General features: G+C 60.4%; 26 protein-coding genes. 13 read left to right on the forward strand and 13 right to left on the reverse strand.

Annotation, left to right across the window (positions count from 1 at the left end):
- Positions 1 to 76: 76 nt before the first annotated feature.
- Positions 77 to 655 (forward strand): TetR/AcrR family transcriptional regulator, encoded by a 579-nt coding sequence (locus AB8A38_RS10210; RefSeq protein WP_439085889.1) that lies wholly within the window; start codon positions 77 to 79, stop codon positions 653 to 655.
- Positions 656 to 658: 3 nt separating this feature from the next.
- Here AB8A38_RS10210 and AB8A38_RS10215 read toward each other — a convergent pair whose 3' ends face one another.
- Together AB8A38_RS10215 and AB8A38_RS10220 are read right to left on the reverse strand one after the other, a co-directional pair.
- Positions 659 to 1,252, reverse strand: coding sequence for a GNAT family N-acetyltransferase (locus AB8A38_RS10215; RefSeq protein ID WP_439085890.1), 594 nt, complete (start codon positions 1,250 to 1,252; stop codon positions 659 to 661).
- Positions 1,253 to 1,323: 71 nt separating this feature from the next.
- Positions 1,324 to 2,259, reverse strand: coding sequence for an SMP-30/gluconolactonase/LRE family protein (locus AB8A38_RS10220; protein ID WP_439085891.1), 936 nt, complete (start codon positions 2,257 to 2,259; stop codon positions 1,324 to 1,326).
- 179 nt (positions 2,260 to 2,438) lie between these two features.
- On the opposite strand from AB8A38_RS10220, the gene AB8A38_RS10225 reads away from it, so the two are divergent.
- The 3 genes from AB8A38_RS10225 to AB8A38_RS10235 all read left to right on the forward strand — a co-directional run bounded on the left by AB8A38_RS10225 (position 2,439) and on the right by AB8A38_RS10235 (position 6,056).
- On the forward strand, positions 2,439 to 3,266 hold the full coding sequence (locus AB8A38_RS10225) for an enoyl-CoA hydratase/isomerase family protein (RefSeq protein ID WP_439085892.1): 828 nt from the start codon (positions 2,439 to 2,441) through the stop codon (positions 3,264 to 3,266).
- A 173-nt stretch (positions 3,267 to 3,439) separates the two neighbouring features.
- On the forward strand, positions 3,440 to 4,666 hold the full coding sequence (locus AB8A38_RS10230; protein WP_439088491.1) for an ABC transporter substrate-binding protein: 1,227 nt from the start codon (positions 3,440 to 3,442) through the stop codon (positions 4,664 to 4,666).
- Positions 4,667 to 4,862: 196 nt separating this feature from the next.
- Positions 4,863 to 6,056: an ABC transporter substrate-binding protein gene (locus AB8A38_RS10235; RefSeq protein WP_439085893.1), complete on the forward strand. Its 1,194-nt coding sequence runs from the start codon at positions 4,863 to 4,865 to the stop codon at positions 6,054 to 6,056.
- A 12-nt stretch (positions 6,057 to 6,068) separates the two neighbouring features.
- Here AB8A38_RS10235 and AB8A38_RS10240 read toward each other — a convergent pair whose 3' ends face one another.
- Positions 6,069 to 6,449, reverse strand: a complete 381-nt coding sequence (locus tag AB8A38_RS10240) for a hypothetical protein (protein WP_439085894.1) — start codon at positions 6,447 to 6,449, stop codon at positions 6,069 to 6,071.
- A gap of 118 nt (positions 6,450 to 6,567) precedes the next feature.
- Here AB8A38_RS10240 and AB8A38_RS10245 point away from each other — a divergent pair, with 118 nt between their 5' ends.
- Positions 6,568 to 6,777: a hypothetical protein gene (locus AB8A38_RS10245; RefSeq protein WP_120288992.1), complete on the forward strand. Its 210-nt coding sequence runs from the start codon at positions 6,568 to 6,570 to the stop codon at positions 6,775 to 6,777.
- A 51-nt stretch (positions 6,778 to 6,828) separates the two neighbouring features.
- On the opposite strand, the gene AB8A38_RS10250 is transcribed toward AB8A38_RS10245, so the two are convergent.
- Both AB8A38_RS10250 and AB8A38_RS10255 read right to left on the reverse strand, forming a co-directional pair.
- The gene (locus tag AB8A38_RS10250) at positions 6,829 to 7,968 is read right to left on the reverse strand and encodes a hypothetical protein (protein ID WP_439085895.1); all 1,140 of its coding nucleotides are present in this window, start codon (positions 7,966 to 7,968) and stop codon (positions 6,829 to 6,831) included.
- Positions 7,969 to 8,243: 275 nt separating this feature from the next.
- Complete coding sequence (locus tag AB8A38_RS10255) at positions 8,244 to 8,897, reverse strand: glutathione S-transferase family protein (RefSeq protein WP_439085896.1); 654 nt, start codon at positions 8,895 to 8,897, stop codon at positions 8,244 to 8,246.
- Between the two features lie 179 nt (positions 8,898 to 9,076).
- Here AB8A38_RS10255 and AB8A38_RS10260 point away from each other — a divergent pair, with 179 nt between their 5' ends.
- Positions 9,077 to 10,300: a polyhydroxyalkanoate depolymerase gene (locus AB8A38_RS10260; protein ID WP_439085897.1), complete on the forward strand. Its 1,224-nt coding sequence runs from the start codon at positions 9,077 to 9,079 to the stop codon at positions 10,298 to 10,300.
- 228 nt (positions 10,301 to 10,528) lie between these two features.
- Here the strand turns inward: AB8A38_RS10260 and AB8A38_RS10265 are convergent, their stop codons facing one another.
- Both AB8A38_RS10265 and AB8A38_RS10270 read right to left on the reverse strand, forming a co-directional pair.
- Positions 10,529 to 11,626, reverse strand: a complete 1,098-nt coding sequence (locus AB8A38_RS10265) for a helix-turn-helix transcriptional regulator (protein ID WP_439085898.1) — start codon at positions 11,624 to 11,626, stop codon at positions 10,529 to 10,531.
- A 241-nt stretch (positions 11,627 to 11,867) separates the two neighbouring features.
- The gene (locus AB8A38_RS10270; RefSeq protein ID WP_439085899.1) at positions 11,868 to 13,046 is read right to left on the reverse strand and encodes an MFS transporter; all 1,179 of its coding nucleotides are present in this window, start codon (positions 13,044 to 13,046) and stop codon (positions 11,868 to 11,870) included.
- 63 nt (positions 13,047 to 13,109) lie between these two features.
- Here AB8A38_RS10270 and AB8A38_RS10275 point away from each other — a divergent pair, with 63 nt between their 5' ends.
- Complete coding sequence (locus tag AB8A38_RS10275; protein ID WP_439085900.1) at positions 13,110 to 13,910, forward strand: AraC family transcriptional regulator; 801 nt, start codon at positions 13,110 to 13,112, stop codon at positions 13,908 to 13,910.
- A 6-nt stretch (positions 13,911 to 13,916) separates the two neighbouring features.
- On the opposite strand, the gene AB8A38_RS10280 is transcribed toward AB8A38_RS10275, so the two are convergent.
- The 4 genes from AB8A38_RS10280 to AB8A38_RS10295 form a co-directional block, all read right to left on the reverse strand.
- Positions 13,917 to 14,375 (reverse strand): RidA family protein, encoded by a 459-nt coding sequence (locus AB8A38_RS10280; RefSeq protein WP_089267412.1) that lies wholly within the window; start codon positions 14,373 to 14,375, stop codon positions 13,917 to 13,919.
- A 34-nt stretch (positions 14,376 to 14,409) separates the two neighbouring features.
- A complete protein-coding gene (locus tag AB8A38_RS10285) occupies positions 14,410 to 16,077 on the reverse strand; it encodes an AMP-binding protein (RefSeq protein WP_439088492.1) in 1,668 nt (555 codons plus the stop codon).
- Between the two features lie 144 nt (positions 16,078 to 16,221).
- On the reverse strand, positions 16,222 to 17,031 hold the full coding sequence (locus AB8A38_RS10290; RefSeq protein WP_439085901.1) for an alpha/beta hydrolase: 810 nt from the start codon (positions 17,029 to 17,031) through the stop codon (positions 16,222 to 16,224).
- 19 nt (positions 17,032 to 17,050) lie between these two features.
- Entirely contained in the window at positions 17,051 to 17,557 is a 507-nt protein-coding gene (locus tag AB8A38_RS10295; RefSeq protein ID WP_184514565.1) for a MarR family winged helix-turn-helix transcriptional regulator, read from the reverse strand.
- Between the two features lie 339 nt (positions 17,558 to 17,896).
- Between AB8A38_RS10295 and AB8A38_RS10300 the strand changes: the two genes are divergently transcribed.
- The 6 genes from AB8A38_RS10300 to AB8A38_RS10325 all read left to right on the forward strand — a co-directional run bounded on the left by AB8A38_RS10300 (position 17,897) and on the right by AB8A38_RS10325 (position 23,060).
- Entirely contained in the window at positions 17,897 to 19,072 is a 1,176-nt protein-coding gene (locus AB8A38_RS10300) for an ABC transporter substrate-binding protein (RefSeq protein WP_439085902.1), read from the forward strand.
- A 102-nt stretch (positions 19,073 to 19,174) separates the two neighbouring features.
- A complete protein-coding gene (locus tag AB8A38_RS10305) occupies positions 19,175 to 20,095 on the forward strand; it encodes a branched-chain amino acid ABC transporter permease (RefSeq protein WP_439085903.1) in 921 nt (306 codons plus the stop codon).
- A gap of 12 nt (positions 20,096 to 20,107) precedes the next feature.
- Complete coding sequence (locus AB8A38_RS10310; RefSeq protein WP_439085904.1) at positions 20,108 to 21,097, forward strand: branched-chain amino acid ABC transporter permease; 990 nt, start codon at positions 20,108 to 20,110, stop codon at positions 21,095 to 21,097.
- Positions 21,094 to 21,846, forward strand: a complete 753-nt coding sequence (locus AB8A38_RS10315; RefSeq protein ID WP_439085905.1) for an ABC transporter ATP-binding protein — start codon at positions 21,094 to 21,096, stop codon at positions 21,844 to 21,846. Before AB8A38_RS10310 ends, AB8A38_RS10315 begins: the two co-directional genes overlap by 4 nt.
- Entirely contained in the window at positions 21,846 to 22,544 is a 699-nt protein-coding gene (locus AB8A38_RS10320; protein ID WP_439085906.1) for an ABC transporter ATP-binding protein, read from the forward strand. Before AB8A38_RS10315 ends, AB8A38_RS10320 begins: the two co-directional genes overlap by 1 nt.
- A 60-nt stretch (positions 22,545 to 22,604) precedes the next feature.
- A complete protein-coding gene (locus tag AB8A38_RS10325; RefSeq protein ID WP_089267419.1) occupies positions 22,605 to 23,060 on the forward strand; it encodes a cupin domain-containing protein in 456 nt (151 codons plus the stop codon).
- 151 nt (positions 23,061 to 23,211) lie between these two features.
- Here AB8A38_RS10325 and AB8A38_RS10330 read toward each other — a convergent pair whose 3' ends face one another.
- Together AB8A38_RS10330 and AB8A38_RS10335 are read right to left on the reverse strand one after the other, a co-directional pair.
- Positions 23,212 to 24,462 (reverse strand): flavin-dependent oxidoreductase, encoded by a 1,251-nt coding sequence (locus AB8A38_RS10330; RefSeq protein WP_439085907.1) that lies wholly within the window; start codon positions 24,460 to 24,462, stop codon positions 23,212 to 23,214.
- A 58-nt stretch (positions 24,463 to 24,520) separates the two neighbouring features.
- Entirely contained in the window at positions 24,521 to 26,872 is a 2,352-nt protein-coding gene (locus tag AB8A38_RS10335; protein ID WP_439085908.1) for a bifunctional salicylyl-CoA 5-hydroxylase/oxidoreductase, read from the reverse strand.
- Positions 26,873 to 26,897: the final 25 nt, after the last annotated feature.

A 26,897-nucleotide genomic window follows, 5' to 3' on the forward strand; every position in this document is an offset into this window, starting at 1 on the left:
CGCCCGAGACCTTAATGCAAATATTTTGCGTTAAGAATCTCATTTTTTACAGATGGCAAGACTGCCGGAGAACAAAGTGACGGCGAAGGAACGAGTCCGGATCGGTGGACGCAGCGCGCGTATTCAGAACGCCGTGCATGATGCTGTCCGCAAATTGGGCGCTCTTTCCACCCGAAACCAGATCACCGTGCCGCAGATCGCTGCCGAGGCTGGCGTGACGCCGTCAACCATCTATCGACGCTGGGGCGACCTCTCCGCGCTGCTTGCCGACGTCGCCGTGGCGCGGCTGCGGCCGATCACGGATCCCGACGACACCGGCGCGGTCGAAAGCGATCTGCGCGCCTTCATCGAGCAGTATGCCGAAGAGATGTCGTCTCCGGTCGGCCAGGCGCTTATGCGGGACGTGCTCTCGGCCCTCAAGGAAGGACTGCCCAGCGCCTGCGCAGGCTTCACCTGCGATCACCTCACCACCCTTAATGCACGCGCCAAAGCGCGCGGCGAGACGCCGTTCGATATCGACGAGGTGATCGACCATGTGGTGGCGCCGATCATCTATCGCGCGCTGTTCAGCGAACAAATACCGACATCCGATTATTGCAATCGCCTGATTGACCGGATTTATCCGCCTGCCCGCAAGCGACGCACCGCCAGCTGATCGTCAGTGCGGCTTCTCGTCCAGCTGATAGGTCAGATGCGCCTTCACCGTCGGCCATTCGCCGGGCAAGATACTATAGACAACCGTGTCGCGCAGCGTGCCATTCGGCGCGATCTGGTGATTGCGCAGGATGCCGTCCTGCTTGGCGCCGAGTCGCTCGATGGCGCGACGGGACTGATGGTTGAAGAAATGCGTTCGGAATTCCACCGCGATGCAATCCAGCTTCTCGAACGCATGCCCGAGCAACAGCAGCTTGCACTGGGTGTTCAGCGCGGTGCGCTGCACCCACTTGCCGTACCAAGTCGAACCGATCTCGACCCTGCGGTTGGCGGCATCGACATTCATGTAGGTCGTCATGCCGGCGATCTTACCGTCGGCATCCTTCACCGTGAATGGCAGCATCGCGCCTGATGCCTCCAGAGCGAGCCGACGGTCAATCTCGGCGCTCATCTTTTCGGGCGTCGGGATCGCCGTGTACCAGATCTTCGAAAGGTCGCCTGACTTGGCGGCCTCAATCAGACCATCGCAGTGATCTTTGGCAAGAGGTTCGAGCCGGGCGTGAGGGCCAGAGAGCGTTACAGGTTCAAGCCACGGCATCGATCGTTCCTTCGTTCTAGACGCGCGATCGGACGCAAAACCGGCTTCCACTTTTGCTGATCGCGCTCAGGCTACTTGTTCAAGAAATTCAACGGCAAGCCACCGCGCGGCCAATCCATTGCGATCAGCTCGCCCTTGCCTGACAGCGTGATATAGGCCGTCTTCAGCTCGGGGCCGCCGAATGCGATATTCGTGGTGACGCGGTCGCCAGTTTGTATCTGTTCCACCAATTTTCCATCCGGCGCAATCACCGAGATGCAGCCGCTGACCAAAGTTGCAACGCAGACATTGCCGCAGGCTTCAACCGCGAGAGAATCGAACATCTGGTAACCGCCAAGGCCCGCAATGGGACGGCCGCGCTCGCCGCGATAGATCACATCAGCCGGCTTCACCTCACCGGGCGCACCGATGTCATAGGCCCACAGGCGCCCGGTCGGCGTCTCGGCGATATACATGGTCTTCTCGTCGGGCGAGAGGCCGATGCCATTGGCCGGCAGCACGCCGATCACCTGCTCGGTGATCTCCGCCATGCCGGGCTTGATGTAATAGGCGCCCCCGACATCCATGTCCCGCGCGCGCCGCTTGCCGAGTTCGCTGAACCACAGCCCGCCCTGCTTATCGAAGACGAGATCGTTCGGGCCTTTGAGGTTGTGCTCACCGCATTTGGTGAACAGGGTCTCGATCTTGCCACTCACGAGATCGACCCGTTGGATCGAGCCGCCGATATATTCATGCGGTTCCGGCGCATGCGGCATCAGCATGCCGCGCGATGGCACCCAGCTGAACCCGCCATTGTTGGTGATGTACATCTTGCCGTCAGGGCCGAGCGCCGCGCCGTTCGGCCCGCCGGGAATTTTCGCGACCACTTCCTTGCGGCCATCGGGCCAGACCCGCGTCAGTTGCTGCGCACGGATTTCGACCAACACGACAGACCCGTCCGGCATCACTACCGGGCCTTCGGGGAATGCGAGATCGGTGGCGAGGACGCGGATGTTGGGGCTGGACATGGAAACTCCCTGACATTTTCTTGGTTTGCTATGGCGCCTTTGGCGAGTGACGCAACGTGACCGAAGTAGAGCAAACATGTCCGGCGCTGCCAAGCCGCGCAAATGCATGGCCACTTGCGTGGAATTTCCATTCGGCTTTAGCTGCGACCAACGAAAACACAAAAGCCCAGGGAAACCCGATGCCGACCGACACAACAGTTGCGCCTGAAACCGATGACGAAGTGCTCTACTCTGTCGCCGACGGCATCGCGGCCGTCACGCTCAATCGCCCGCAACGGTTGAACACGATCTCACGCGAGATGCTGTCGCAGCTCAGCGATCTATTTCTGAAAGCGGACGCTGATCCCGAAGTCCGCGTGGTGATCCTGACGGCCAACGGCCGCGCCTTCTGCGCCGGGCTGGACATGGCCAGCGCCACCAAGGGCACCGGCATCGGCTCCGCCAATGACGCCAACAACAGCCGCACCACGCTCGATCTCAAGACCGCGCCCCCGATCGTGATGTTCAACATGGAGAAGCCGACCATATGCGCCATGAATGGCGCCGCTGCCGGCTATGGCATGGACGTAGCACTCGGCTGTGACATGCGCATCATGGCGGAGAGTGCCAAATTTGCCGCGGCCTTCGTGAAACGTGGCGTGGTGCCTGAATCCGGCGGCACCTGGTTTCTGCCGAGGATGATTGGCTGGGCCAAGGCAGCCGAGCTGATCTTCACAGGCCGCACACTGTCGGCGCGCGAAAGTCTCGAAATGGGCCTTACCAACGAAGTGGTTGATGATGCAGAGTTGATGACGCGCGCCAATGCAGTGGCGGCCGAGATCGCTGCCAATGCGCCGCTCGCAGTGCAGGCTGCCAAACGCATGATGCGCTCAGGTCTGTCCGAGAGCTTTGGCGACCACGTCCATCACGTGTTCCTGCAATTGCTGCCGCTGTTTCGCACAGCGGATTTCCGCGAAGGCATGGCGTCGTTTCTTGAAAAGCGCCCAGCCAAATTCACCGGCAAGTGAGCGCGACGCACAAACATATCGACGCGGTGTTGTGCGCCGCGTCATGCTTTGCTGATTAAGTCAGCTTTCCAACTTCAAGGCTTGGTGCATACTCCCGGCATTCGAGCCGCATCACAAAAACCTGCGTAGACGGGCTGATGCGGTTGATCGAACCACAGGGAGGACACTTGACCATGCAGCATGACTGGAAAGTTCTGCGAGTGACTTTGCTCGCCGGCGTTGTCGTAGCGCTTACGTCCACCGCAAGCCACGCGCAGAAGAAATACGATACTGGCGCCACCGATACCGAGATCAAGATCGGCAACATCATGCCGTATAGCGGCCCGGCGTCCTCCTACGCGACGATCGGAAAAACCGAGGCCGCCTATTTCAAGATGATCAACGAGAAGGGCGGCATCAATGGCCGCAAGATCACTTTCATCAGCTATGACGACGGCTACAGCCCGCCGAAGACGGTGGAGCAAGCGCGCAAGCTGGTCGAGAATGACGAAGTGCTGTTCATCATGAACCCGCTCGGTACGCCGGGAAATACGGCGATCCAGAAATACATGAACACCAAGAAGGTGCCGCAGCTGTTCGTCTCGACGGGCGCCGCGAAATGGGCCGATCCGAAGAACTTCCCATGGACCATGGGCTGGCAGCCGAGCTACCAGGCCGAGGCGCGCATCTACGCGCAATACGTCATGAAAAATCATCCCGGCAAGAAAGTCGGCGTGCTCTATGCCAATGACGACTTCGGCAAGGATTACATCATCGGACTGCACGAGGGGTTCGGCGATAAGGTCAAAGATTACATCGTCTCTGAGGTGCCTTACGAGACGGCGTCACCAACCGTGGATTCACAGATCGTGCAGATCAAGGCAGCCAATCCGGATGTCTTCATCAACATCGCCACGCCGAAATTCGCTGCACAGGCGATCAAGAAGGTCGGCGAAATGGGCTGGAAGCCCGTTCACATCGTCACCAATGTCTCGGCATCTGTCGGCAGCGTGATGAAGCCCGCGGGCTATGCCAACTCGCAGGACGTGCTCAGCGCGGCCTATATGAAGGATCCAAAGGATCCGACATGGAAGAACGATCCCGGCATGCTGGAATGGTCGGCCTTCATGGACAAGTACTATCCCGAAGGCGACAAGGAAGACGGCGCCACCGTGTTCGGCTACGGCGTCTCACAGGGTATCGTCCAGGTACTCAAGCAATGCGGCGATGACCTCACCCGCGAAAACATCATGAAGCAGGCGGCGAGCCTGAACATGGAGATCGGCATCTATCTGCCGGGTACCAAGATCAAGACCAGCGCGACCGACTTCAGCCCGCTGGAGCAGCTTCAGATGCAGCGGTTCAAGGGCGAAAGCTGGGAGCTGTTCGGACCGCTGATGTCGGGCGAGAAGAACTCGTAAGCGATACGCTCCGGCGTCCCCTCTCCTGAGCCAGAGGGGACGCACGCGTGCTGAGTCACGCGCTCTCGTTGCTGGCTCCCTCTCCTCAATCGTGCATACTCGACGCAAGCTGCAGCGATCGACGGTCCATTCAGATAGACCACACTGCGGAAAAATAACGTCAGAGGAAACGATGCACAGGACACTGGCTCGCGGGATGTCTCTCGCGCTTTCCGCACTCATGTTCGGCGCGCTCGCTACGCCATCTCACGCGCAGAAAAAATACGATCCCGGCGCCAGCGATACCGAGATCAAGGTCGGCAATATCATGCCCTATAGCGGGCCGGCATCCTCCTATGCCTCGATCGGAAAATCCGAAGCGGCGTATTTCAGGATGCTGAACGATCAGGGCGGCATCAACGGCCGCAAGATCAATTTCATCAGCTATGACGATGCCTACTCGCCGCCGAAGACGGTGGAACAGGCGCGCAAGCTGGTCGAGAGCGACGAAGTGTTGCTGCTGTTTAATCCATTGGGCACCGCGACGAACTCCGCAATCCAGAAATACATGAACATCAAGAAGGTGCCGCATCTGTTCGTGTCATCGGGCGCCTCGAAATGGGCCGACCCAAAGCACTTCCCGTGGACCATGGGCTGGTCGCCCAGCTACCACAACGAGGGACGTATCTGGGCCGCGTGGATCCTGAAGAACCATCCCGATGCCAGGATCGGCGTGCTGTTCCAGAACGACGACATGGGGAAGGACTATTTCAGCGGCGTACGCGAAGGGCTCGGCGAGAAGGCGGACAAGATGATTACGGTGCAGGCGAGCTTCGAGACCAGCTCACCGACGGTGGATTCGCAGATCGTCCAGATCAGGACCGCCAATCCCGACGTGTTCCTGAACATCGCCTCGCCCAAGTTTGCCGCGCAGGCGATCAAGAAGGTGGCCGAGCTGAACTGGAAGCCGGTGCAGATGCTGGTCAACGTGTCGCAATCGGTCGGCTCGGTCATCAAGCCCGCCGGCTTCGACAATGCGCAGGGCGTGATCAGCGCGGCCTATATGAAGGATCCCACCGACCCGCAGTGGAAGGACGATCCCACCATCAAGGAATGGCTCGCCTTCATGGACAAGTATTATCCGGACGGCGACAAGAACGACATCTACACGCTGTACGGCTTCGGCATCGCGCGCACGCTGGCGCATATCTTGGAGCGATGCGGCGACACGCTCACGCGGGAGAATGTGATGAAGCAGGCCACAAGCCTCGATTATGAGGTCGGCATCTTCCTGCCCGGTACCCGCGTCAAGACCAGCCCAACCGACTACAGCCCACTGCAGCAGTTGCAGATGATGCGTTTCAAGGGCGAACGCTGGGAACTGTTCGGACCCGTGCTGAGCAGCGAGTAGGACGAGAGCGCCCTACTTCGCTGCATCCTTGGCAGGCGCTGGTGCATCCTTGGCCGCCGGCGCGTCTTTCGCGGCAGCTGGAGCTTCCTTCGCAGCTGGCGCCGGCTTCCTTTGCGCCGCCTGCAGCTCCTCCACCGTTTTCTGCAGAGCGACAACGGTGGCCTTCAGCGCCTCGACCTGACGGTTGGCCGCATCAAGGCGCTGTTGCTGATCAAGCCGCAGCTTGCCCAACGTCTGCTGCAGGAAATTGACGTTGCTTTGCAGGCAGCCGGTGCGGCGCTCCATGGTCTTTTCGACCGTGCAGATCTCGATTCCCGGCACATCCTGCGCCTGCGCCTTGGCGGCGCCCAAAATGGTCAGCAATGTCATCGCAAGGATTGTTCGGCCGCGCATCGTTTTCCCCATCATGTCCGTCATGCCGCCAAGACCAAGCGGTGCTGGCGCCCGGCTGTCAACCAGGTGTGATGGGAACGAAGAAGATGTCCGCCCGTTCCTTGGACCGGAGCACCTCATGGCGACGCGTGAACGACGGCTGGCCGAATTCGATGGCCAGGGTGATCCTGAGCCTGATCAGGCGGTGCAAGTGTTGTGCGAGGACCACAGCGGCACCTATCAGCTGCCCTTCCCTTGCCAGTTCATCGATGGCGAATGGCGCAATGCCGAGACGGGCAGCATGGTCGAGGCACGCGTTGTCGGATGGCGGCTGCCACGTACCGCGTGATGGCCGTGTGCCTGCCTTTAGGAGACGGCGGTGCACTGCGCCGAGCGGCGCTTACGCGTACAGATAGCCGACAGGCTTGCCCTCGGTTCGCAGGGGACGGATGTCCTTCTGTGTAATGATCTTGGCCGCCAGGCCGTCGATTTCATCGCGCTGGGTCGGCGTCCAACTGCGCAGCTGCTCCATGCCCTTCAGAAGGCCGAGCCGAAGGACTTGCGTATTTTCGCCCATCCCGATGAGACTGGTCGAATTCTTGCCCGCCGTCACGACATCACCGGCCGCAAGTTCGAACGTCTTCCCAGCACTATCCACGAATTCGGCCGTGCCGCGAATGACGCGATAGATGACAACCTCACCTCTCGCGAAAGAAGCGGCATCCACGGCCGCCGCGGAACTCTTCGGCAAGAGGGACTTGCCATGCGGATCGGTTGCGATGATGTGACCGGTGACAAGATGACCGCTCGGAGCCTCGATGCCAATATCGCGCACATAGACGGGCGCCGCCGACTTGATGGTGTCATCAGCCAGCAGCTTGAAGAGCGCGTCCAGTGCCAGCGGATCCTGAAGCCAGAAGCCTGCATCGTCCGGGCGATCATGCAGCGCATGGGTCCAGGCCATACGTGGCGTCTCGGCTTCGTTGATCTGATCCGGACCCACGATTGTCGGGTTCGGGAAGGTCGTCGGATCGGTTACGAAGGCTTCGAGAAACTTGCCGGAGTAGCCCATGGAGAGGGGATCGGGCACCACCGTCTGCGGCGTCTTCAGGTTCTCCTCGGTAGACAATCCCGACCAAGTGTAGAACAGCTGACGATGCACGATCGCGCTTTGCAGCATCACTGCGCCAGGGCCGACATTGTAGAAGCGCCCATCGTAATCGAAGGTGAACATGCCCGACGTGACCAACACGAGCTGGAAGCCGCCTGGTGGCAGGTGAAGATGGAAGTCGGTAGGGCCGGTGTCTTCGCGATAGATCGGCAGATTGGTCGCGACCTCATGAAGGAGGAAGGTTTCGTTGTTGGCGTGAAAGCCTTCATTCGCGCGGCTATAGAGTGCCTGCGGGCGATAAGTCGCCTCATATGTCGTGTCTTTGTGCCGATCGATCGCTACGAAATCCCCAGGATTCAGGCGCAGAGGATCGCCGTTCGGGTGCTTAAGCCCAGGCCATTTGAGGTCGATCGCGGCATGTACATTCATGAAGATCCTCCATGTGTCTAAAAAACACCCGGGGACCGAACTGTGATTGGCGTCCAATCGATCGGCAGCCAACGCAATGCGGCTCGCGAGAAATTGTTGCTATGCGAAAATCGCGCCAGCTGGCGTCAAAGGCGTTTTGATACCAATCGCGCTCGTTAGCAGGTGATCTGGCGGCCAAACCGCGCAAATCCCCGGGCGAGCGCTACAAATTCTGGATACAAGTTGAGCACGCCCTGCCCGATCCGTAAGCCGGCACGGCGTTGCCGAACTATCAATCAGTACTCAACCTCGAGCTCTTCGATATCGGTAGGCTCCTGCCTGGCCGCGGCAATCCATTCCTGCATTTCGGGCAGGTTCATCACCATGCTGGCATAGGCTGATAGCTGCGGATCGAGCTTGACGTCATAGGTCGCGAAGCGCGTCACCACCGGCGCATACATGGCGTCCGCCATGCTGCGGGTGCCGAACAGGAACGGCCCGCCGGACTTCGACAGACACTCGCGCCAGATCGTGCAGATCCTATCGATATCGGCTTGCGCGCGCGACCAGACCTTGAAGTTCGGAAAATGCCCCTTGATGTTGACCGGCAGCGACGCCCGCAATGTCGTGAAGCCGGAATGGATTTCGCCCGAAATCGAACGGCAATGCGCCCGCAGGATGCGGTCCGCCGGCAATAGCATTGCTTCCGGCATGATCTCGTTGAGATATTCGGCGATTGCCAGCGTATCCCAGACCACCGCCCCTTCATGGCGCAGGCAGGGCACCAGGATCGATGAGGACAACAACAGAATCTCGGCCCTGGCGGAGGCATCGTCCGGCGCCGTAACGACCTCGTCGAACTCAAGGCCTGAGAATTTTGTCAGCAGCCACCCTCGCAATGACCACGACGAGTAATTCTTGCTGCTGATGGTGAGTGTCGCGTTGGCCATGACTTAATCCCCTTACGCCCGAACCCAGACAGCCCGTCAGCCCTCGGGTAACCGGTTCCCCGCTGCCCTTTGCTTGTGCTGCTTTAATTTTGTTCAGCAAACCACGTGCCAGTTTTCCAGACGAATTGACTCTTCTCTGGCTTCAATATTGCATAGCAACGAAGCAGGGATAGCTCCGGATGATGTCAATGATGTATCAGGCCTACCAGAATCACATGGATCTGACAGCACCTTGGCGTACCGGTGCGGCTGCCGCATTGAAGTACCTCAATCTCGTCCCGGCCGGCACGTCCGAGAAGCTGTTCGGCCGCCTCGCGGCAGCACTTGAGCTGATCTCACGCTCCGCCCTCACCTATCATCGGCCCGAATTCGATATCGGCAAGGTGATGGTCGGCAACAGCGAGCATGAGGTAACGGAAGAAGTCACCTTCAAAACGCCATTCGGATCGCTGCTACACTTCAAGAAAGAGAATGCACCGGAGCAGCCACGCATGCTGCTGGTGGCGCCGATGTCCGGCCACTTCGCGACGCTGCTGCGCGGTACCGTGAAGACCCTGCTGCAGGATCATGACGTCTATATCACAGACTGGCATAACCCGCGCGACATACCGCTGGATCAGGGCAAGTTCGGCCTCGACGAATATACCGAGCACCTGATCACATTCATGAATGAGCTCGGCCCGCGTTCGCACATGGTCGCGATTTGCCAACCATCCGTGTCGGCGCTGGCTGCAGCAGCGATCATGTCGGAGGACAATCACCCTGCGCGCCCGGCAAGCCTGACGCTGATGGCGGGCCCGATCGATACGCGCATTCAGCCGACCAAGGTCAACGAGTTCGCCAAGAGCAAATCGTTGAAGTGGTTCGAAGACAACATGATCAATTACGTGCCATTCCAGTGCAAAGGCGCGTTCCGGCAAGTCTATCCCGGCTTCATTCAGTTGACGGCATTCGTCTCGATGAATCTCGAGCGGCACATCAAGTCACATGTCGATCTCGCCGATCATCTGGCCAAGGGCGAGATCGAGAAGGCGGAAGTCATCAAAACGTTCTACGATGAATATTTCGCCGTGATGGATCTGCCAGGAGAGTTCTATATCGACACCATCCGCGACGTGTTCCAGGAGCATTTGTTGCCGCAGGGCAGGCTGACCTACAAGGGCCGGACCGTGAACTGCGCCTCCATCAAGCGCATGGGGCTGATGACGGTCGAGGGCGAGAAGGATGATATCTGCTCGATCGGCCAGACTCTGGCAGCCCAGGATCTCTGCACCGGCGTGCGAGCCTATCGCAAAGTCCATCACATGCAGGCCGGTGTTGGTCATTACGGTGTATTCAGTGGACGCCGCTGGAACAACGAGATCTACCCGCTGCTGCGGGATTTTGTTCACGTGAATTCCTGAAACCCTGCGTTGTATACAAATAGTCGGGCGCTTCACCCAAATTGGTGACGCGGATGTCGCAGGAATAACCTACGTCGATACCGGGAATCGTTTAGCGGCCGCGTCAGTAACATGACAGCGGTTTCCTATTACCGCTTCGGCGGACCGTGTATTGACGACTGCACGATTTTCTCCGGACATACTTACGCATCAAGGCCGGCCATCGTGCCGGCCTTTTTCGTGGATTTTTCAGGCGTCCCGGTCCGGGATCAATTGAACTCGCGGCTGACCCAGAAGCCGAACCAGGTCCACCTGCCGCTCGACGCCGGTTTTCAAGAAGACGGATTTCAGCTGGGTCCGCACGGTGTTCAGGCTGACGCTCTGCATTTTCGAGATGGCGGTGACTGAATTGCCATCGATCAAAAGGCTGGTGATCCGCGCTTCGGCCGGCGTCAAATCGAACAAAGCCTGCAGAAGCTCCGGACCCGGGCTGCGCTGCTGGGTGATCGGCGTCAGGAGCAGGATAGACACCGCGCCCGCAAAAACATCCAGGCCAGCCAGACGGAGCGGCAACACATGTGCGATCAAGGGTGAGCTGTGCTCAGTCCCAGAAATTGGAATTGAACGGCCCGTCTTCGACAGAGACAAGGGCTTGGCCAGCGCCTCGATAAACATGGCCTGAGCGACCTGCGAGACGAACTGCACCTGATCCTGCGCGCCAGTGCCGACAATCGTCGTGCTGGAACTGAACCCAGGATTGGCCGCGATAACGCGCCCCTCCTGACTGACCGCAGCGGCAGGAAGACCGATCATCTGAAGTGTCGCAACCGCCGTGCGGGCGCGCTCGAAGCCCAGCCGACCGGACAGCACCGCTGCACGGGCCAGATGGGGCCGGAGGCCATCCAGTTGATCCGCTACTGCGCGTTCAATCGGCCCTTTGGCGTAAGCCTTCTCCACCGAAATCACGAGCGTATCACCGGAGGGAGACCGTACCGAGGTACCGGCACACCAGCCGAGGCCCGCCGGCCGGAGAATGTCCCGATAGAAGCTCTCATTGTCGAGTTCTTCCATTGTGAACCGGTCCAGGTCCGTCAGAAACCACGGCTCGTTTTCCACGATTAGTCTGGCGCTTCGCGGATTCTTGGTCGCGTACGGACTCTTGGTCCAACGATCGATCCGCTCGCGAATCTTCTCAGATGACGTCCACCGCGGAACACCCGGCGCGGACGCGAAAATCATGGCGCCTTCGGCATCTGCCAACTCCGCCAAGCGATCAAACACCTGCGGCCAACGCTCCGGCAAAACTCCCGCTTCATAAATCTCGTCAACGAGCGTTTCAAAATTCACGGATGTATCCAGCAAAACGATTCCCGCCGGCTCGCGTCTCGGTCATCACAGTCAGAAAGCAGCGCTCTATCACGCAACACCACAGGCGCTAGACTATTCCCGAGACCATTCGGGAATCTGCGATCGCGATGCTGATGTGCGCGAAATGCCACTTTCGCCACCCCCGTTCGGGAGGCGAATGGCATTGTCTCAGTCTAACTAGACCGGTCCCGCGCTGCTCGCCAGTGTAAAGCGAGAAGTTTTACGCCGCAGGTGCTTTTGCTGGTGGCAACTCCCGCGGCAAAATCAATGCGGCGACGATCACCAGCGCCGACAAGGCGGCAAAGGCGTGCAGCATCATGATGAAGCCACCCTGCTCGTACAACCATGCGACAAGCCCGACCGAGGCTCCCGCTGCGGTAAAGCCAACGAAATAACGCACGGCATAAGCGCGCGACCGCCACTCCTCGCTTGTATACTTGCCGACGATCGCCTCATTGACGGTGATCTGCCCGAACAGACCAACGATGATTCCGATCGCGACGACAATCAGTGAGATGTTCGACTGCGACGCTGCGAAATACAGAAACGGCGCGAGCACTAGCGACAACGGAATGCTCACCGCCCTCAGCGAGTGCTTATCGATCAGCTTGCCGATGTTGTACTGGGTGGCCGCGCCGAAGACATAGACGCAGGCGGCAATGATGCCGAGCAATGCCGGGCTGTCCGTCATATCGGACAGACGCTCGGCAAACAGTTTTGGCAGCGCGACGGTGATGGCGTTGAAGACGGTGGAGATCGCGACCACCGTGACCAACAGTGCAAGGATCACACGCCACATGTCGGACTTCGCGACGCGCGCTTGCGCCGAGGCCTGTTTGAATCCCGAGCGATCTTCATGCGCGACCTCGCGCATGAAGACAACGCCGGCCGCAACGGTGACCAGGCCGGGAATGATGAAGGCCCAGCGCCAGCCGAGAAACTGACCGAGTACGCCGGTGATCAGTGCGGAAGATGCCACGCCGAAATTGCCGAACACGCCGTTGATGCCCATCGCACTGCCAAGCTTGTCGGCATAGGAGACGATCATCGCCGTGCCGACCGGATGATAGATCGACGCGAATAGGCCAACCGAGAACAGCGCCGCACCAAGCTGCAAAGGCGTCTGCACCAGGCCGACAGCCATCATCGACAGACCAATGCCGTAGAAGAAGATCACCATCATATGGCGACGGCTCCAGCGGTCCCCGAGCCAACCGGTCACCAACGAGCCGGCCCCAAACGCCATGAAGCCCGGCGTCGCATAGGGCAGCAGCTCGGTATAGGTCATATTCATGGCCGGACCCATCACGAGCACCGCCGCCGCAAAGATCAGCATCGCGTAGTGATCGATGAAATGGGCGACATTAACGAGGGTGATGACCCGGCTGGGGACGTTCATGAATCGATTCCTTGGCAACCTTGGAATGCCGTTATATGAGCTTGCTCTAACGGGATGTTGCCAATGAATGTCGCAGAACCGCCAATCCTGGACTTATCCGAGCGACGGCGCTCTGCGACCGACGGCGTCCACATCCTGGCGACGCGCTACCGCAAGGGCATCCGGCTGGACACCCATGCCCATCGCGAGGCGCAACTCGTGTTCGCCGCTGCGGGCACTATGCAGGTCACGACTCCGAAGGGCCGTTGGCTGGTGCCACCGGACCGCGCGGTCTGGGTTCCGGCCCACCTGCCCCACGCCATCGATGTGCTGGCCGACATCGAGATGCGTTCGCTGTATTTCAACGTCGATTGGCTGGCGCGGGACCGACGCAATGGCGATCTCGCAGCGGAGTTCGTGGTGCGCGTGTCGCGCCTGTTACACGAGTCGATCCTGGCGCTATTCGATGGGCGCGACGACGTCACGCGCAATCGGCTGTTGATCGAGATTGCCATGCTCGAACTGCACCAAGCCGGCGATCCCGCGACCTTCATGCCGCTGCCGCAAGAGCCGCGCTGCCGACGCGCGGCGGAGATCATGCTGGCCCATCCGACGCAGACTTACGAGATCGAAACACTGGCACGCGCCGTCGGCACGTCCGCACGCACTTTGTCGCGACTTTTTGCGGCAGAGACGCAACTGAGCTTCAAGAGCTGGTGTCAACGCGCCCGGATCGCAGAGGCGATCGAACGACTATCGATGAACCGCAACGCGTCGGTCAAGCAGCTCGCTGCCGATCTCGGCTATGCCAGCTTCTCGGCGTTTTCGCACGCGTTCCGGCAAGTAACAGGCAAGAGCCCGACAGAGTTTATCGAGGCTAAGTAGCGCCGCTTAACGCGGCACCACCGCAGTCGCCTCGATCTCGACGCGCGCAGCGAGTTCGACCAGCCGCACGACCTGCACCAGCGCCATGGCCGGATAGTGCGCACCGAAGATCTCGCGATAGGCCTGACCGAGTGCTTTGAGATTGCCGAGATATTCTTCCATATCGACGACATACCAGGTCAGCCGCACGAGATGCTCGGGCTTCGCGCCACCTTCCGCGAGGATGTCGGAAATGTTCTGCAGTGCCTGACGCACCTGCGATACAAAATCAGGCTTCAGCTTCTCCTCGGCGTCCCAGCCAATCACGCCACCGGTCACGACGATGCGGCCATCTGCCGTCATGCCGTTGGCATAGCCTTTGGGCTTCGGCCAGCCACTCGGCTGCAATGCGCGCGAAACGGATGCTGCAACATCGCCCTTTGCGTTTGGCACCACGGTCAATGTCGGGCCCTTTGGTGCATTCACCGGGCAATCCTCCCTGAAAGAAACGTCTTCAAACTTATGCAGCAACGGTCGGTGACGCGCCCGCCGCGGCCTGCTGGCGAAGCGCAAAGCGCTTCAGCTTGCCGGTCTCGGTCTTGGGCAGTTGCGTCACGAATTCGATGGCGCGCGGATATTTGTAAGGCGCGATCTCGCGCTTCACGTGGTTCTGCAACTCGGTCGCCAGCGCGTCGCTCCCCGCTTGACCGGGAGCCAGAACGACATAAGCCTTCACGATCATGCCGCGGTCGGCATCGGGGCAACCGACAACGCCGCAATCGACCACGGCTTCATGGGTGAGCAAAGCCGCTTCGACATCGGGGCCAGCGATATTGTAACCCGCCGACACGATCATGTCGTCCGAGCGCGACTGGTACCAGAAGTAGCCATCCTCATCCATCAGGAAGGTGTCGCCGGTGATGTTCCAGCCGTTCTGGACAAATTTGAGTTGACGCGGATCGGCGAGATATTTGCAGCCCGTCGGGCCCTTCACGGCGAGACGGCCTAGCGTGCCGGGTGCCACTTCGTTGCCTTCGTCGTCGATGATCTTGGCGACATAGCCGGGCACCGGCTTGCCGGTCGAGCCCGGACGGATTTCTTCCTCAATGGCGCAAATGAAGATGTGCAGCATTTCGGTGCCGCCGATGCCATCCATCAGCTTGATGCCAGTTGCCTTCAGCCATGCATCATAGGTGCCCTTCGGCAGCGTCTCGCCGGCGGAGACGCATTTGCGCAGCGTCGAGAGATCGTACTGGTCGATCTTGCCGAGAATGGCGCGATAGGCGGTGGGCGCGGTGAAGCACACCGTCACCTTGTGCTTGGCAACGGCCAGAGGCAGCTCGTCCGGGCCCGCCTTCTCGAGCACCACAAAGGACGCGCCGATATGCAGCGGGAACAGTACGCCGCCGAAACCAAACGTGAAGGCCAGCGGCGCCGAACCGATGAAGCGATCTTCCGGGCTGGCACGCAGCACATTGCGCGCAAAGCCATCGCACACCGCGAGCATGTCGCGATGGAAATGCATGGTGCCCTTCGGGTCGCCCGTCGTGCCCGAAGTGAAGGCGATCAGGCAGATATCATCCGAAGCTGTATCGACGGCGGTGAATTCCGGGCTCGCCTCGGCGATCATCTTGTCGAGTTCGGCTTCGCCAGTGCCCCAATAGACAACGCGCTTGAGTTCGGGCGAAACCGCCTTGGCCTTCTCCATCTCGTCCGACAGCTTGCTGTCGCACAACGCCAGCGAGATCTTCGCCTTCTGCAGCGGATAGGACAGTTCCTTGGCGCGCAGCAGCGGCATGGTCGACACGCAGACGCCGCCGGCCTTGATGATGGCGAGATAGGTCGCAACCATCATCGGATTGTTGGCGGAACGCAGCAGCACGCGGCCACCGGTGACAAGGCCGAGCTTGCCCACCAGCACGTTGCTGATCTTGTTCACGAGTTCATAGAGCTCGCGATAGGTGTAGCTCTCGTTCAGCCCGATCATGCACGGCGCATCGCCGCGCCCTTCTGCGACCCAGCGATCGAGAAACGGCACCACGCAATTGATGCGCGGCGGATAATGAAATTCGGGCCGCGTGAACAGAAACTCCGGTAGCTGTTCCGGCGGGGGCATATTGTCCCGCGCAAACGTATCAACATGCGCCGTATAAGGCTTTGTCAGCTGAGTATCAGCGGCCATTGCAATGCTCCCGTCACGTCAGATGCCCGGCAACGTCATCCAAATATCATTTTAGACTTAAAACAGTTTTCCGCAACTGCGGAGTCTTGCGGCACGCCGAAATTTTCGGCGGAGGATGCGAATTTGCGCAGTTTGTTTAGGCAACCGCGCCTAAAGCGTGGCCAGCGCCTTCAGCCGCAGCACCATGGCGGACTGCGGATCGGCCAGCGGTGCCACGGCGGTAAAATGATTTGCGCCGGGAAGCGCTTCGAAGCGCGCGGGAATATGGACACCCCAGGCGTCGACGATGCTTTGGCTCTGCCGCAAATATTCGACACCCTCGTCGCCACCAACCACCGCATCGAGAGACCCACGCGAAGGCACCGGCCAGAACAACGGACTGACCTCACGGGCGCCGGCATCGTTCAAATGCAATGCATTGTTAATGGACGTCGGCACCAGCGGCGCCAGATCGAACAGCCCAGAGATCGCATAGGCGCCGACAATCAGGTCCTGCGGCAGCGCGGAATCGAGCGCACACCAGTCCGTCGCCAGCATGCAGGCCGCGAGATGACCGCCCGCCGAATGGCCCGACACGACGAGCCGCCGGCCGAGCTTCGCCAGTTCGCGGGTCGCCGCACGCATCTGCACGATGATATCACCGACCGAGACGTTCGGGCACAAATCGTAGCTGGGGATCGCCACGCTGATGCCATGGCTATTCAGCCCCCGCGCCAGATGGCTGAAGTAAGAGCTGTCCAGTGCCTGCCAGTAGCCACCGTGAATGAAGACGACAATCGGACCTTTGTCGCCGGCGGGGAAGTAGTCGATCGTGTGCCGTGCGCCTGAGCCATATGGAATGGCACGCATCAGCACGCCGCTGTCGCGATAGGCTTTGGCGTCTTGTGCCCAGCCGGCAATCAGCGCAGAGCTTTCCGGGACTTTTGCGCGATTGTTGTATTCGGCTTCGAGATCGATCACTGCACTCACCGCGTCGCGTTTACGGCGCCTTGCCGTTCGCTGCCTTTTGCGCCGCCTTCTGCGCGGAAGCCTTGGTCTTGGCGAGCAGCCGCATCAGTTCGCGAACATCCTTCGGCGCCAGATCCGTGAAGATTTCGGCGATCCAGGTCTCGTGTTCTTCGGCCATCTTGCGGAACTCCGCGCGGCCAAGTTTGGTGAGCCGGATCACCTGCACCCGGCGATCGGTGTCGGAGGTGCGGCGATCGACGTGGCCGGATTCGACAAGACGCTCGACCAGGCCGGTCACATTGCCGTTCGACACCATCATCCGCTTCGAGACATCCGACAGGGTCATACCGTCGGGCACTTTGTCGAGCTGGGCCATCAGATCGAAGCGTGGGAGCGTGACATCGAAGCGTTCGCGCAAGCGGCTGCGGACTTCACCCTCGATCAACGTCGTACAGGTCAGGAGCCGGAGCCACAGGCGCAGCTCATCGCCGTGATCATCGGGAAGTTCGACGGCCTTGGTCTCGGAATCGAGAATCATGATGCAATCTTACCTGCTTGAAGCTCCTGCGGCGGCCGAGAGACCGGCAATCCACAATCTCGTACCGCCCCATACCGATCCTTTGACCTTCAAGGAATTTCCGTCCGACCGCAAGCCAAAACGCCGCAGCCTTGACCGCCGTCGATTTTGAATATTTCTTTAAGGTTCAAATAAATTGGCCTACGGTTTGCATAGCGTATTCGGCTGATTTCTGACGCCTGGAAGTCATTTACATTGCTTGCGGGTGCGCCCGTCGTGAGCATAATCTAGGCAAAAGAACAGAATTCTGGGTTGGCACGTTTTTCGGCTGCCTGTCGCGGCCGAGTGGAGGAGAAGTTAATGAAGCAGTCTCTCAAATTGGCCGGTTTGGCCGCCCTGATGATGAGCGTTTCGGCCATCCCGGCCATGGCGCAGGAAAAGATCAAGGTCGGCGTGATCGTGTCGCTGTCGGGCGCCGGTGCTGTGCTCGGCCAGCAGGCGCGCGACGGCTTCAACCTCGCCGTCAAGGATCTCGGCGGCAAGATGGGCGGCAAGGATGTCGAAGTCATCGTCGTCGATGACGAGCTCAAGCCGGACGTCGCCGTCACCAAGGTCAAGGGTCTGCTGGAGCGCGACAAGGTCGACTTCGTGGTCGGCCCGATCTTCTCGAACATCCTGGGCGCGATCCACAAACCGGTCACCGAGAACAAGACCTTCCTGATCTCACCGAATGCCGGTCCGTCGAGCTACGCGGGCAAGGAGTGCAATCCGTACTTCTATGTGACGTCGTATCAGAACGACCAGATCCACCAGATCCTCGGTAACGTGGCCCAGAAGCGCGGCTACAAGAAGATCTACCTGATGACCCCGAACTATCAGGCCGGCAAGGACTTCGTCGCCGGCGTGAAGATGGACTTCAAGGGCGAGATCCTCGAGGAATCCTTCATCCCGCTCGGCACGCTCGACTTCCAGGCCGAGCTCTCCAAGATCGCATCAATGAAGCCTGATGCCGTGCTCACCTTCATGCCGGGCGGCATGGGCGTGAACCTCGTCAAGCAGTACAAGCAGGCCGGCCTGCTCGACCGCATTCCGTTCTTGTCGACCTTCACCGTCGATGAATCGACGCTGCCGGCTCAGCAGGACGCGGCGATCGGCATGTTCGGTGGTTCGAACTGGGCGCCGACCCTCGACACTCCGCAGAACAAGAAGTTCGTGGCAGAGTACGAGAAAGCTTATAACAGCGTGCCGGCGACCTACGCCTTCCAGTCCTATGACGCGGCCATGCTGATCAATAGCGCAGTCACTGCCGTGAAGGGCGACCTCTCGGACAAGGCCAAGGTGGCTGCAGCCATGAAGAAGGCCGACTTCCCGTCGATTCGTGGCGGCTTCAAGTTCAGCAACAACGGCTATCCCGTTCAGGACTTCTTCCTGACCAAGGTTGCCAAGCGCGCTGACGGCAAGTTCCAGACCGAGATCGTCGAGAAGGTGTTCTCGAACTACGGCGATCGCTACGCCAAGGACTGCGCTGCGCAGTAATCGCCCTGGCGATCGCTCATCACCGGGCCGTTGCCGCGAAGGCGGGACGGCCCGGTGTTTTATCGGCCCGTGTTTATCTCAGTATAGAAACCAAGTTATCTGATGACCCTCACGCTTGCCCTCGTCCAGATCCTGAACGGCCTGCAGTTCGGATTGATCCTGTTCCTGATCGCCGCCGGCCTCACGCTGGTGTTTGGCGTCATGGACTTCATCAATCTTGCACATGGCGTGCAATACATGGTCGGCGCCTATCTGGTTGCCGCCTTCACCACCATGACCGGCAGTTTCGTCGCCGGCCTCGCACTGGCGCTACCTGCTGCACTGATTTTCGGGCTTCTGCTGGAGATCCTGATCTTTCGACATTTGTATGATCGCGACCATCTCGATCAGGTGCTCGCGACGTTTGGGGTCATCATCTTCCTCAATCAGGCCGTCAAATACATCTGGGGCGCAGCGCCGCTAAATGTTGCAATTCCTGACGCGCTGTCGGGCGCGGTCGAAATCACCGACGGCATGCTCTATCCGGTCTGGCGTCTCGTCATCATCGCCGTCGGTCTGGCTGTCGGCCTCGCGCTCTATCTCGTCGTCAACAAGACCAAGCTTGGCATGCTCGTGCGTGCCGGCGCCAGCAACGCTGCCATGGTCTCCGCGCTGGGCGTCAATATCCGCCTGCTGTTCACCATCGTGTTCGGCGTCGGCGCCATGCTCGCGGGCTTCGCCGGCGCCATGGTTGCGCCGATCCTCTCGGTAGAGCCCGGCATGGGCGACAACGTGCTCATTCTTGCTTTCGTGGTGATCGTCATCGGCGGCATCGGCTCGATCCGCGGTGCCTTCATCGCGGCGCTGCTGATCGGTCTCGTCGATACGCTCGGACGTTTCTTTGCGCCCACGCTGCTCAAGCTACTGCTCGATCCCTCGGCGGCCAGCCAGACCGGCCGCGCCATTGCGCCGATGCTGATCTATATCCTGATGGCTGCGGTGCTGTTCTTCCGGCCATCCGGCCTGTTCCCGTCCAAGCAGTAAGGGGAGCAGACCATGAACAATCTCGTCGACCTCGACACCCCCGCTTCGCCTGCCCTCGCAACGCCTCCGCGTGCCAGCCGGGCCTATCTGCTGCCGCTGATCGTGCTTGTGATCTTCGCCCTTGTGCCGCTCTCGGCACTATGGGGATCGCAGAGCTTCATCCTCGCGCTGGTCACGCGCATCATGATCCTGGCGCTCGCCGCCATGTCACTCGATCTGCTGATCGGCTACGGCGCCATGATCTCGTTCGGCCATGCCGCCTATGTCGGCCTTGGCGCCTACAGCGTCGCGATCCTTGCCAGCCACGGAATCACCGACGGCTTCATCCAGCTTGCGGTGGCGCTCGGCGTCTCTCTCCTCTTCGCTCTCTTCACGGGCGCGATCTCGCTGCGGACCAAGGGCGTCTATTTCATCATGATCACGCTGGCTTTTGGCCAGATGCTGTTCTTCCTCGGCACTTCGCTGGCTGCCTATGGCGGTGACGACGGGCTGACGCTGGCATCGCGCAGCATGTTCTTCGGCTCGAAGTTCTTGAAGAACGATGTGGCGATGTATTACGTCGCCTTCGGCGTGCTGCTCGGCGCTTATCTGCTGCTCCGCGCTATCGTCGCGTCCCGCTTCGGTCGGGTGCTGCGCGGCATTCGCGAGAATCCCGTACGTATGGAAGCGATCGGCTTTGCGCCGTATCGTTATCAGCTCACTGCCTACGTCATTGCCGGCATGATTGCCGGCGTGTCGGGCTTTCTGCTTGCCAACCAGACCGAATTCGTCAGCCCGGCCTATACGGCCTGGCAGCGCTCCGGCGACCTGATCTTCGTACTGGTGCTCGGCGGCCTCGGCTCGCTGCATGGCGCAATCATCGGCGCCGCCGTGTTCAGCCTGCTGGCAGATATCCTGTCGCATTACACGGAAAACTGGGCACTGATCTTCGGACCCATCCTCATTCTCGTCGTGCTATACGCCCGCGGCGGCATCACCGGATTGTTCGGGAGCAAATCATGAGTAGCGCTCCGCTTCAGTTGCAGAACATCTGCAAGAACTACGGCGCCCTGCGCGTCACCGACGACGTATCGCTGAACATCGAGGCGGGCGAATTGCACGCCATCATCGGCCCCAACGGCGCCGGCAAGACCACGCTGATCCACCAGATTTCCGGACACGCACAATCGGACTCCGGCCGTATCATATTCGACGGCCAAGACGTGTCGCGGTTACCGATGGCAGAGCGTGCGCGGATGGGCCTGGTGCGCTCGTTCCAGATCACCTCGATCCTGCCGCGCTTCTCCGCACTGGAGAATGTCGCCATCGCCGTTCAGGCACGCAGCGGCTCGAGCTTCAGCTTCTTCGGCAATGCGTCGAAGGAATCAGCGCTGAACGACACCGCCATGGCGCTGCTGTCGCGCTTCGGCCTCGCCGCTCGCGCAAGCGTGCCGGCCGGGCAGATGTCGCATGGCGAGAAACGCCAGCTCGAAATCGCCATTGCACTGGCGGCGCAACCAAAACTGCTGCTGCTCGACGAACCGCTCGCCGGCACCAGCCACGATGAATCACAGCGACTGATCGACACGCTGCAGGAGCTGCGCAAGGAACTTCCCGTCGTGCTGATCGAACACGATATGGACGCCGTCTTCGCACTGGCTGACCGCGTCTCGGTCCTGGTTTATGGCCGCATCATCGCGTCCGGCTCGCCGCAGAGCATCCGCGACAATGCAGAGGTGCGCACCGCCTATCTCGGCGAGGAGGCCGCCTGATGCTTTCAGTTTTAAATCTCCAGGCTGCTTACGGCGCCGCCAAAGTTCTGTTCGATATTTCGTTGAATATCGGCACTGGTGAGGTCGTGACCCTGCTCGGTCGCAACGGCATGGGAAAGACGACCACCATCAACGCCATCATGGGGCTGATTCATCCGACTGGCGGCACCGTCACCTTCGACGACAAACCGATGGCCGGGCTGCCGTCCTATCGCATCGCCCAGGCAGGCATCGGTCTGGTGCCCGAAGGCCGCCAGATATTTCCCACACTGACCGTCGAGGAAAACCTGGTCGCCACCGCCGCCGTGCGGCATCCGCCGGCACGCTGGACGCTGGACAAGATCTACGAGCTGTTTCCGCGCCTCAAGGAACGTCGCAGCAATCTCGGCACGCAGTTGTCGGGCGGCGAGCAGCAGATGCTGGCCGTCGGCCGCGCGCTGATGACCAATCCGAAGCTGCTCATTCTCGATGAAGCCACCGAAGGCCTCGCCCCGCTCATTCGCCTTGAGATCTGGAATTGCCTGAAGAAGCTCAAGGCCGAGCGTCAGTCCATTCTGGTCATCGACAAGAATGTCGATGCGCTCGCCGGCTTCGCCGATCGTCATGTGGTGATCGAAAAAGGCCGTGTGGTGTGGACCGGCACGTCCGAACAACTGAAGAGCGACTCCACCGTGAAGGACCGTTTCCTCCACGTTTGATCAACTGTTTTCGAGTACCACCCGACGCGTCGTAATGCGTGACCCAAGGAAGGACCAACCATGAAAACCGAGATCGCCGGCATCACCCGCGCCAATGAAGGCATGCAGGGCATCACCTGGAACATCCTCGGCCAGACCTATGTGCCGAAGAACTGCACCGAAGATTCGTTCTCGTGGCACGCCACCTTCCCGCCCGGCACCTTCGTGCCGCCGCACATCCATCCCGACCAGGATGAGTATCTCTACATCCTCGAAGGCAAGCTCGACTTCTTCCTCGGCGGCTCCGAAACTTCGGCCACGCCGGGCGATCTGGTGCGCCTGCAGCGCGGCATTCCGCACGGCATCTTCAATAAGTCGGACCAGAACGCCAAGGTGTTGTTCTGGGTGTCGCCGAGCCGACGCCTCTATGACCTGTTCTGGGCGATCCACAACATGAAAGAGCAGAAGCCCGAGGACGTGGTGGCGCTCGCCGCCGAATACAACATCCACTTCCTGCCGCCGCCTCCAGGCGCGTAAGCGCGGCTCTTCGTTCAGGCCACATACCATCATCGACGTCATGGCCGGGCTTGTCCCGGCCATCTACGTCTTAAGCGGCGTCCAAAACGTGGATGCCCGGGACAAGCCCGGGCATGACGAAAGCTAAATTCTCGATTTGCAGCGAGCTAGATCAGCCGTTCACCACGGCAAGCCCGGGCTGCGCCGCGAATCCAGCCTTGTGCGCATAGCCCTTCACGATGGCTTCACGCTGCGCGTAGCTCAACACGTTCTCGACATTGTCGAAGCCGTCCGGCGCGATCTGCTCCACGGCGTCAATGACGCCTTCCGGACCGCCGCGGCGGTTGGAGCGCACGATCTCGGCCGTCATTGGCAGGCGCTTGCGCTCATAGGCCATCAACGCCTGGCGCGGATGCTCGGCATGAGCCAGCGAGTCGGCCAGCGCGCGCGCATCGAGGATCGCCTGTGAGGCGCCGTTGGAGCCGACCGGATACATCGGATGCGCGGCGTCGCCGAGCAGCGTCACGCGTCCGCCCGACCAGTACGGCAGGGGATCGCGGTCGCAGCAGGGATATTCCCAGAACTCCGGGGTCGCCGTGATCAGCGCGGGCACGTCGATGTGCGGCACGTTGAAGCGCGCCACATGCGGCATCAATTCGTCGCGCTTGCCTGGGCGTGACCAGTCCTCGCGACGCGGCGGTAGCGTGCCACCCTCGCCGGTTTTCACCAGTACAGCCCAGTTGGTCAGCCGGTTGCCCGCAGTCTCACCTTCGGCAATCGGATAGACCACGACTTTGGCGTGGAGACCGCCAGCGACGATCATCGAGTTGCCGGTGAGGAAAGCCGGCCAGTCGCGCGCACCACGCCACAGCATCAGACCGTTCCAGACCGGATGTCCTTCATTCGGGAACAGCGTGCTCCGAACCTTGGAGTGGATACCGTCGGCGCCGATCAGGATGTCGCCGCGCGCTGTCTCGACATGATTGTTATTGCGATCGAAGAAATAAGCGGTGACGCCACCTTCGTCCTGCGTGAAGTGACCGAGCCGACGACCTGTGTGAATCGCCTCTGCGCCAAGGCGCTCTTCGACAGCGCGATGGATCACGGTCTGCAGACGTCCGCGGTGGATCGAGAATTGCGGCACGTCATGACCAGCGCCGTAGCCGCGCTGCTCGCGCCAGACTTCCTGGCCGTGACGATTGAGATAGTGCAGCTCGTCGGTGCGGATCGCGACCGCATCGAGCCGATCAAGAAGGCCGAGACCGGTGAGTTCGCGGATCGCGTGCGGCAGCGTGTTGATGCCGACGCCGAGTTCGCGGATGGTGTCAGCCTGTTCGTAGAGCTCGCAATTGATGCCCCGCGCCCGCAGCATCAAGGCGGTGGTCAAACCGCCAACGCCGCCGCCCACGATGATTGCTTTCATCAGCCCAACTCCACTTGACGCAACGCCGAGAATTTAGCCGCTAAACTCGCATGCCCAGTCATTCAGCTGCAAGTGGCTTTGCCGCCTCCGCACGCATCTCGGCGCGGGTCTTCGGCTTAGCCTTAATTTTCAGGTCTTCGAAATCCTGCTTGTCCCTGACGCTGTTGCGGAAAATCTGGTCCTTGCCGGGCATATATTGGGGCGGGCAATAGGCGTCTTTTGCACCATACCAAGCGGCCGCCTTGATGGTGAAGGACGGGTCGGTCAGGTGCGGACGGCCAAGTGCGACGAGGTCCGCACGGCCGGCGGCCAGGATCGTGTTGACCTGATCGGCGGACGTGATGTTGCCGACGCACATGGTGGCGACGCGGGCCTCGTTGCGGACCTGATCCGAGAACGGCGTCTGGAACATGCGGCCGTAGATCGGACGCGACTCCTTGACGGTTTGTCCTGTGGAGATATCGGCGAGGTCGACACCGGCTTCGGCGAAGGCGCGTGCGATCTGCACCGCATCGTCACCGGTGTTACCGCCTTCCGCCCAGTCGGTCGCAGAGAAGCGAACCGACATCGGCTTATGAGCGGGCCATGCCGCACGCATGGCCTCGAACACTTCGAGCGGGAAGCGCAGCCGGTTCTCAAGGGAGCCACCATATTCATCGGTGCGCTTGTTGGTCAGCGGCGACAGGAAGCTCGCCAGCAGATAGCCGTGCGCCGTGTGCATCTCGAGCATGTCGAAGCCACAGCGGTCGCCACGGATCGTGGCGGCCACGAACTCTGCCTTGACGCGGTCCATACCAGCGCGATCGATCTCTGCCGGCACCTGACTATCCGGATAATACGGCAGCGGCGATGCCGACGTGATGTCCCAGGCGCCCTCGGACAATGGCCGGTCCATACCGTCCCACATCAGCTTGGTTGCGCCCTTGCGGCCGGCATGGCCGAGCTGCAGACAGATCTTCGCAGCCGACGTCGAGTGCACAAAATCGACGATACGCTTCCACTGCGCTTCCTGCTCGTCGGTCCACAGACCGGCACAGCCGGGCGTGATGCGCGCGTCGCGGCCGACGCAGACCATTTCAGTGAAGACGAGACCGGCACCGCCAATGGCGCGCGAGCCGTAATGCACCAGATGGAAATCGTTCGGCACGCCCTCTTCCGCCGAATACATGCACATCGGCGACACGACGGCGCGATTGGCAAGCACCATGTCCCGCATCTTGAACGGCTGGAACATCGGCACTTCCGGTTTCTCGACATCGACGTCGAAGCCCTGCGCACGCACTTTCTGCGCAAACGACTTGTCGACTTCCTTGACGAAGTCCGGCGCCCGCAACGTCAGGTTATCGTAGGTAATCGCCTTGGCGCGGGTCATGACGCCGAAGGCGAACTGCACGGGGTCGAAGTCCCAAAAGCGGTCCACGTGCTCGAACCAGACCAGCGACACGTCCGCTGAATGCTGGATCTTCTCGACCTCCTCGCGGCGACCGTGTTCGTAGTCGTGCAACCCAGCCTCGACAGTGGGCGCCTTCGCCATTGCATCATGCAGGGCAATGGCGTCTTCCATCGCCAGCTTGGTGCCGGAGCCGATGGAAAAATGTGCCGTCGCCTTCGCGTCGCCGAGCAGCACCATATTGTCCTTGACCCAGCGCTTGTTGCGGATCATCGGGAAGTTACGCCACATCGAACGGTTGATCAGCAGCTTGTGGTCGCCGAGGAACCACTTGAAGATCTCATGCATCCGATCGGCGGATTCCTGCTCGCCGAGGCCTTCCAGGCCGGCGCGCTTGAAAGTTTCTGGATCGGTCTCGAAGATCCAGGTCGACCGGCCTGCTTCATATTGGTAGGCGTGGGCAATGAACGGACCCCACTCGGTCTCCTGGAACAGGAAGGTGAAGGCATCGAGCGGCTTGGTTGAACCCATCCAGGTGAACTTGTTCGAGCGCAAGTCCACTTCGGGCGCGAAGTGCTCGATATATTTGTTACGGAAGTGGCTGTTGATGCCATCAGCCAGCACGATCAGATCGGCATCGGCGAAACGCGCTTCGTCGGTGATATCGACTTCGAACAGCAGATGGACGCCGAGTTCGCGGGCGCGATCCTGCAGGATCATCAGCAGCGTGCGGCGCGAACAGCCGCAGAAGCCGTTACCGCCGACGCGGTGGACAGTGCCGCGGAAGTGCACGGCGATATCGTCCCAGTAGGCGAATTCCTGGGTGATGCGCTGATAGCTCGGAAGATCGTATTTCTCGAAATTGTCTAGGGTGGCGTCGGAGAACACCACGCCGAAGCCGAAGGTGTCATCGGGACGGTTGCGCTCATAGACCGTGATCTCCGCCTGCGGTCGCTGCTTCTTCAGCAGGATCGCAGAATAGAGACCCGCCGGCCCGCCACCGATAATCGCGATCTTCATGACAGCCTCCGCAGTCGTGCCTGGA

The sequence above is a fragment of the Tardiphaga sp. 839_C3_N1_4 genome (assembly GCF_051811045.1).
GTDB lineage: Bacteria > Pseudomonadota > Alphaproteobacteria > Rhizobiales > Xanthobacteraceae > Tardiphaga.